At 67.8% G+C, this 7,151-nt stretch carries 6 protein-coding genes; 2 read left to right on the top strand and 4 right to left on the bottom strand.

Going from position 1 to position 7,151, the window contains the following annotated elements:
* A partial coding sequence (locus tag AC1DQP_RS13975; RefSeq protein ID WP_478051826.1) for a sugar phosphate isomerase/epimerase family protein occupies nt 1-737 on the bottom strand: 737 nt, incomplete at its 3' end.
* A gap of 95 nt (nt 738-832) precedes the next feature.
* Between AC1DQP_RS13975 and AC1DQP_RS13970 the strand changes: the two genes are divergently transcribed.
* Nucleotides 833-1,837, top strand: a complete 1,005-nt coding sequence (locus tag AC1DQP_RS13970) for a LacI family DNA-binding transcriptional regulator (protein WP_478051825.1) — start codon at nt 833-835, stop codon at nt 1,835-1,837.
* Nucleotides 1,838-2,098: 261 nt separating this feature from the next.
* On the top strand, nt 2,099-3,124 hold the full coding sequence (locus AC1DQP_RS13965; protein ID WP_478051824.1) for an AI-2E family transporter: 1,026 nt from the start codon (nt 2,099-2,101) through the stop codon (nt 3,122-3,124).
* A 117-nt stretch (nt 3,125-3,241) separates the two neighbouring features.
* Here the strand turns inward: AC1DQP_RS13965 and AC1DQP_RS13960 are convergent, their stop codons facing one another.
* The 3 genes from AC1DQP_RS13960 to AC1DQP_RS13950 all read right to left on the bottom strand — a co-directional run bounded on the left by AC1DQP_RS13960 (nt 3,242) and on the right by AC1DQP_RS13950 (nt 7,115).
* Nucleotides 3,242-5,245, bottom strand: a complete 2,004-nt coding sequence (locus tag AC1DQP_RS13960) for a hypothetical protein (RefSeq protein ID WP_478051823.1) — start codon at nt 5,243-5,245, stop codon at nt 3,242-3,244.
* 126 nt (nt 5,246-5,371) lie between these two features.
* Nucleotides 5,372-6,433 carry an MBL fold metallo-hydrolase gene (locus AC1DQP_RS13955; RefSeq protein WP_478051827.1) on the bottom strand — a complete coding sequence of 354 codons (1,062 nt, stop codon included), beginning with the start codon at nt 6,431-6,433 and terminating at the stop codon, nt 5,372-5,374.
* 112 nt (nt 6,434-6,545) lie between these two features.
* Nucleotides 6,546-7,115, bottom strand: coding sequence for a TetR/AcrR family transcriptional regulator (locus AC1DQP_RS13950; RefSeq protein ID WP_457318698.1), 570 nt, complete (start codon nt 7,113-7,115; stop codon nt 6,546-6,548).
* Nucleotides 7,116-7,151 lie beyond the last annotated feature (36 nt).

The following is a 7,151-nucleotide window of genomic DNA, read 5'->3' as shown; positions in this document are numbered from 1 at the left end:
TCCTTGACGTGGAAGATGCCGATGCGCGCGTGGTAGCGGTCGATGAAGCCGAGGTAGTCCATCTGCTGAAGCAGCAGGTGGCTGGGGTCGTACAGGATCTTTGCGCGGGGGTGATGGTCCACCACGTCGAGGAAGCGCTCGAAGGTCGCGCCGTCGTGCAGGTCCTCGCCCGGGTGGATCTCGAAGCACAGGTCCACGCCGCAGGCGTCGAACGCATCCAGGATGGGACGCCAGCGGCGGCCGAGTTCGGCGAAGGCTTCGTCCACCAGCCCCGGCGGGCGTTGCGGCCAGGGATAGAAGTAGGGCCAGGCCAGCGCGCCGGAGAAGGTGGCGTGCGCCGCCAGCCCAAGACGCTCGCTGGCCTTGGCCGCGAGCATCAACTGCTCCACCGCCCAGGCTTGGCGGGCAGCCGGATCGCCACGCTTGTCCGGCGGCGCGAACCCATCGAACAGGCTGTCATAAGCGGGATGGACCGCGACCAGCTGCCCTTGCAGGTGGGTGGACAGCTCGGTGATCTGCAGGCCATGCCCGGCCAGCATGCCGGCGATGTCGTCGCAGTAGGCCTGGCTGCGCGCCGCCTCGGCCAGATCGAACAGGTGGGGCGCGCTGGTGGGTACTTGTACGCCAGAATAGCCCAGCCCCGCGGCCCAGCCGGACAGCGTGTCCAGCCGATCAAAAGGAGGTGTGTCGCCGATGAACTGCGCCAGGAACAGCGCTGGACCCTTGAGCGTTTTCAAGAGGATTCGCCCTCGATGCAATCGATTGCATTATCCTAGCAGGGGCATTTGAAAGACCCGTTGTGCACTGCACAGCGGAAGGAAGAGGTAACGCCATGGCCACCATCTACGACATTGCAAAGCACGTCGGCGTCTCGGCCGGCACGGTGTCGCGCGCGCTGTCCCGACCGGAGAAAGTGCTGCCGGCCACGCGCACGCGCATCGAGCAGGCCGCCGCCGCCTTGGGCTATGTCCCCAACACGGTGGCCAGAACGCTCAAGACCCAGCGCAGCGGCAAGATACTGGTCACCGTGCCGGACATCGCCAACCCGTTCTTCGCCCAGATCCTGCAGGGCGCGGAGGACGCGGCGCAGGCCGTTGGCTACGCTGTACTGCTGGGCGATACCCAGAACCTGCCCGAGCGCGAGGAGCGCTACGCGCAGATGCTCCGGCGCAACGAGGCCGACGGCCTGATCGTGCTGGGGCATCGCCTCCCGCCTACGGCACGTGACATCGTCCAGCAGCAGGGCATTGCCGCGCCGGTGGTCAACGGCTGCGAGTTCGATCCCGCGCTGGGCATCCCCAGCGTCCACATCGACAACGCGGCCGCCGCGCGCGCGGTGATGGACCACTTGTATGGCCTGGGACACGAGCGCATCGCCGTCGTGGGGGGGCCGCCGGACAATCCCCTGCACCAGCAGCGACTGGAAGGGGTTCGGGCAGCCGGCAAGGCGCGCGGTCGCCTGCGTCACCTGAGCGTTGTCCCGGGTGACTTCTCCGTGGAATCCGGGCATGCAGCCGGGGTGGCGCTGTTGACCAGCGCGACGGTGCCGACCGCCGTGTTCTGCTTCAGCGACCAGATGGCGCTGGGCGTCCTGGCCGCCTGCCGGGACAGGGGCATCCGCGTACCGCAGGACCTGTCCATCGTCGGCTTCGACGACCTGGCGTCTTCCCAATACCTCACGCCGCCGTTGACGACCATCCGGCAACCCATGCGGGAGATCGGCGAGCGTTCGGTCAAGCTGCTGCTCGCCATCATCGAACGGATTGATGTGCCGCTCCAGCAAACGCTGGATTTCAGCATGATGGTACGGGGCTCGACTGCCGCGCCCCGGGAGTAGGGGACGGCAGGCCAAACCGGTAGAGCCACCCCATGGGTGGCTGCACGTGGAATTGGATCGGCACCGCAGCCACCCATGGGGTGGCTCTACAATCGGTTCGCGCTCGCCTCTTCCGGCGCCGCGCGCATCGGCGGGCGCCGGCACGGTGCAGGCCCTGCCTCCGCAGTCCGGCACGCGCGTTCCTTGAACAGCACTTTCAGGTTGCCCGCAGCGGCCGGTGCCGCATCCACTACCATGGGCCACCTGCCAGGATGCGCCGCCATGTCCCTTGTGATCCCCACCTTGCCCAAGCCCCCCACCGCCCGCATCGCGGCCTGGTTGCTGATGTTGCTGGGGATGTGGCTGGCACTCAAGCTGGGCCTGGTGGTGACGCTGCTGTCGGGGCTGCTGGTGTTCCACCTGACCCATCTGCTGGCCTCCACCGTTGAGGGCAAGTTGCCGCCAGGGCGCGCGCGTGCCTACTCGGTGATCGTGCTGTCGGCGCTGATCATCGGCGTGCTGGCACTGGCCGCGATCGGCATCGCCTCGTTCTTCCGCACCGAAACCGGCGGACCCGATGCGCTGCTGATGCGCCTCATGGACATCCTCAATACCTCCCGCCACCAGGTGCCGGCGCTGCTGYAGCCCTACATTCCCGAGGACCTGCAGGCGCTGCGCACGGCGGTGAACGACTGGGCCGCCACCCACCGCCAGCAGCTCGGCATCGCCGGCACGTCGGTAGTGCAGATCAGCGTGCGGGTGCTGATCGGCATGGTGCTGGGCGCGATGATCGCGCTATACGACGAACTGCCGCTGCCGAAGATGGGGCCGCTGKCGCAGGAACTGATCGGGCGCACCTCGCGGCTGGCCACCGCGTTCCGCCAGGTGGTATTTGCGCAGGTGAAGATCTCGCTGCTCAACACGCTGTTCACCGCGATCTTCCTGCTGGTGGTGCTGCCGCTGTTCGGCGTGCATGTGCCGCTGTCCAAGACGCTGGTGCTGATCACCTTCCTGGCTGGCCTGCTGCCGGTGGTGGGCAACATCATCTCCAACACGGTGATCACCATCGTCGCGCTGTCGGTGTCGTTCTACGTGGCGATGGCCGCGCTGTTGTACCTGGTGGTCATCCACAAGCTGGAGTACTTCCTCAACGCGCGCATCGTCGGCGGTGAGATCCAGGCGCGCGCGTGGGAGCTGCTGCTGGCGATGCTGGTGATGGAGGCCGCGTTCGGTCTGCCGGGGTTGGTGGCTGCGCCGGTGTTCTACGCGTATATCAAGCGCGAATTGCTGGACCAGCGCTGGATTTGAGGAAGGCCGGCCACGCAGGGCGTGGCGCTACCGTGCAGGCGGCGCCGCATGGCCTGGCGGTAGCGAACGTGAGGTAACGACACGCGGTAGCCAACACCGCGGCACGCGTGGATGGATTTACCGAGGGACCGGCCGCCCCGGCGTGATCGCCTTGCTGCGCCGGTACTCCGCACGGCTGGTCTGGTAACGCGCGATGCTCTGCCCCAGCTCATCCAGCGCGCCGGCCGGCATCCACAACTGCTGCGTGCCACGGGTCATCGCGGTGTACGCCGCGCGCACCGGGTTGTGCGCGTAGCCACGGCCGAAGCCGGTGCGGAAGCAGCACATCGACATCGCCACCTGCGCGAACTCGGTGTTCTTGGCGTGCTCGACCAGCATCAACTGCAGTGGGGCCTCGTGGAAGGCGGCCAGGCGCTGGGTCAGTTCGATGAAGCGGTCGCGGTTGTAGCCGCGCATGAACATGCGCGGGATCTGCGGCATGTCCTGTTCGTTGCACTCGGCCAACAGCGCTTCCCAGCGCTGGCTGCTGCCGCCGTGCGAGGTCATTTCGCGATAGGCCTCTTCGCCGCGGTTCACCTCGCGGCCCACGCTGGACAGTGTGTCCGGATGCACGCCAAAGGTGACCCCCGCTGCCGCCAGCCGCTGCGCTTCTTCCAGCAGCCGCCACGGATTGCCGTAGACGCGCGCGCCACTACCGGGCACATCGTCCCATGCGAGGTAGGTTCTGGCCAGTGTCGGCTGGTCGGGCGAACCGGCGAATGGCCCGTCGAAATAGCCGGTGGCATCCAGCGCCACGGTCTCGTTGACCAGTTGCTCGACCATCGGGCCCTGGCGCACCGAATGCACGATCTCCAGTTTCATGCCGGTGGCAAAGCGCGGTGAGCGTCCGACCAGGCGCTGGTTGGGATCGCCCAGGCTGATCACCGAGCCTTCGTAGCCGGACAGCAGTGCCTTCCATGCCGGGCTCATGTCGTGGCCTTCGTCGATCAGCAGGGTGCCCCAGGTGGCCGGGATCTTCGCCCCGTGCAGCGCCAGCCATTTGCCGATGTGGTCGACGTTGAGGCTGAGCAGCGTGGCTTTCTGCAGCACCGGATCGAACATGCAGCGCCACACATGCTCGGCCGCCGCGATGTAAGGACCTGCATCGATCATCGCCCACGGCAGCGCGCGCACGAAGTGGCGCGGCTCCAGGCGTTCGCCCGGCGAGCGGCACCAGCTCGCGATGCCGTCGAAGGCCACGCGCAGCACGCTGGTCGGCGGTTGGTTGCCGATCGGCTGCAGGCCGATGCGCTGGGCGATATCGCGGAAAGAGGCCTTGCTGATCTGGAAGGTCGGGCGATAGGCGGTACCGAGGATGCCCTGGCGGAACGCGCTGCCGGCAACCTGGTTGGCGAAGCTGATCTGCGAGAGGATTTCCACCGGCAGCGCACCGCTCAGCCGGCGCCGGAAGGCCTGCACCTGGCTGGGGCGCGGGGCGATGTAGGTGTAGCGCCGGGTCGCGCTGTCCAGCAGCTGGAGGATCAGGTGGGTCTTGCCGGCGCCCGCATAGGCGTCCAGGTCGATGTGCTCATCGTCGTTGGCCACGATCGCGCGCAGCGCGCGGGCCTGTTCGGCGGTGTAATCGTGGGTGCGCTCGACGTAGGCGGGCGCCTGCAGGGCGTCGCCGCCGGTCGCGTCCTGGGCGTCCGGGTCCACCGCCGCATCGGTGTAGAAGCGGATCGTGTGCGGCTCCAGCGTGGTGCGGCAGGCAGCCTGGAACGGGTCCACCGGGTAGTCGTCCGGCGACAGCTGGCAGAACTGCTGCACCACCGCCTCCGGGCCCAGCACCACGCCCTGCAGGGCCAGCGCCTCCAGCCAGTCGTTCAGGCGCGTCGGCAGGCGGGGCGCCAGCGCATGGAACTGCGCGGCGGCAGCGTCCGGATGCGCGGCAAACAGCCCGCACGCCTGCTCGATCAGCCGGGTCAGTGCAGCGCTGTGATGGGTTTTGCCCTGGCACAGCGCGGCGGCGAACAGCCCGGCACGCTCCAGCGCGGTGGCCGGGATCTGCGCACCTTCAAGAAACGCAGCAACCGCTGAGGAGGTCAGCGGCAGGAAATACACAGATTGGGTCGGCAGGGGCATTGCAGGGGGGATCGGACGGCTGCCGGCAAGGTAGCAGATGCACCCCGGCTGCGCGCAGAACGGGGCGTCCTGTCGCAGGCGAGCGCGGCGTTGACGGTGTGCCGGCCCTGCGCTGACCCACCGCGGTCACATCGCGCTGCCCACCGGCGCGGTGCGGCGTGCTTCCTGCGCGGCCTTTACCTGGCGCCACCATGGCGTGCCTGGCTGCGGTGCATCCAGGTCCAGGCGCTCGCCCATGCCCGGCGTGGCCAGCGCGATCGAACGCTGTGCGGCCAGTGCGCTGACCCGTTCGAACGGCTCGTCCCATTGGTGCAGGGCCAGGTCGAAGGTGCCGTTGTGGATGGGCAGCAGCCAGCGCCCGCGCAGGTCTTGATGGGCCTGCACGGTCTGTTCGGGCTGCATGTGCACGAACGGCCACTTGGCATCGTAGGCGCCGGTTTCGATGAAGGTGACATCGAACGGCCCGTAGCGCTCGCCGATGCGTTTGAAGCCATCGAAATAGCCGGTGTCGCCGCTGAAGAACAGGCGCAGTCCGTCATCGAGGATCACCCAGGACGCCCACAGCGTGCGATCGCGGTCGCGCAGGCCGCGACCGGAGAAATGCTGGGCTGGCGTTGCGGCAAAGCGCACCCCGTCCACCTCGGTTTCCTGCCACCAGTCCAGCTGGCGCACGCGCTCGCGCGGTACGCCCCAGGCGATCAGCCGGTCGCCGACGCCCAGCGGGGTGAGGAACACGTCGGCCCGGGTGGCCAGGTACTTGATGGTGGCGCGGTCGAGGTGGTCGTAATGGTCGTGCGAGAGCACTACGCCGCGGATGGGCGGCAGCGCATGCAGCGCGATCGGGGGCGCGTGGAAACGCTTGGGGCCCATCCACTGCACCGGTGAGGCGCGCTTGGAGAACACCGGATCGGTCAGCCACCAGCCGCCGCGCAGTTTCACCAGCAGGGTCGAATGGCCCAAGCGGTACAGGCTGTGCTCGGGCGCCTGGGCCAGTTCGGCGGCGGTGATCGCACGCACCGGCGGCGCCTGCGGGGGCGTGGTGCCGGCAGGGCGGTCGAACAGGAACTCCCACAGCAGTTTGAGCGTACCGGTCACGGTTTCCTTCGGCTTGGGGGCGGCGTTGGTGAAGTGGCCGCCGTGCATCTGCGGCGAGGCGTCATGGTTGGCGATAGGCAAGGTCAGGGTCATCCCGAGAATTACGGTGAGGGTGAAGGCGACGGCAAGCAGGGGGAGGGCTCTCATGCGCCACCTTCAGGCTTATGAGTGTTCAGGCACTCATTTATTGGGTCAAAGCTACGAATCAACGTTGGATGCCTTTCCAGAACAGGTCGAAGCCGGCCTGCTGCAACTGCTGCCGCTGGTCGGGTGCGGCGGCCATCGCTTCCAGCGTGGTCTCCAGCAGGTTGATCAGCACCCGGCCCAGGTAGAACGGCAGGCGCTGCGGATCGATGTGGTCGGCCAGGCGGGTTTCCAGCGACTGCAGCATGCTGCCGAAGAGGCCGGCGCACTGGGTGCGGGTCTGTTCGCTGATGCGCTCGGACACCTTCAGCTGGCGCAGCGCCATGCGGTCCACCGGGTAGGCCGAGCCCCAGGCGACCAGCGCGTACCAGGCGTGCTGCAACAGGTCATGGGCATCGGCGTCGGCGGGGAAGTCGGTGGCCAGCGCCTGCGACAGCCGGGTTTCCAGGCGGACGAACAGCGCGTTGAGCAGCGCGTCCTTGGTCTCGAAGTAGGTGAACACCGTGCCTTCGGCGACCTTGGCCGCGCGCGCGATCTGCGCCGTGGACGCGCCAATGCCCTGCGCGGCCACCCGTTGGGCGGCAGCGTCCAGGATTGCATCGCGTTTCTGTTCGCTGAGCGGGCGGGCCATGGGAATGAGTAAGTGAGTGCTTGCTCATTTATAGTC

Source organism: Stenotrophomonas sp. P5_A8 (genome assembly GCF_056400545.1).
Note: the sequence above shows the minus strand (reverse complement) of the source record. Positions and strands in the feature narration are given on the sequence as shown.

What these genes read in the sequence shown, in the direction of transcription:
- AC1DQP_RS13970 (WP_478051825.1), top strand. Translation starts at nt 833, where the DNA reads ATGGCCACCATCTACGACATTGCAAAGCACGTCGGCGTCTCGGCCGGC.
- AC1DQP_RS13960 (WP_478051823.1), bottom strand. Translation starts at nt 5,245, where the DNA reads ATGCCCCTGCCGACCCAATCTGTGTATTTCCTGCCGCTGACCTCCTCA.
- AC1DQP_RS13955 (WP_478051827.1), bottom strand. Translation starts at nt 6,433, where the DNA reads ATGACCCTGACCTTGCCTATCGCCAACCATGACGCCTCGCCGCAGATG.
- AC1DQP_RS13950 (WP_457318698.1), bottom strand. Translation starts at nt 7,115, where the DNA reads ATGGCCCGCCCGCTCAGCGAACAGAAACGCGATGCAATCCTGGACGCT.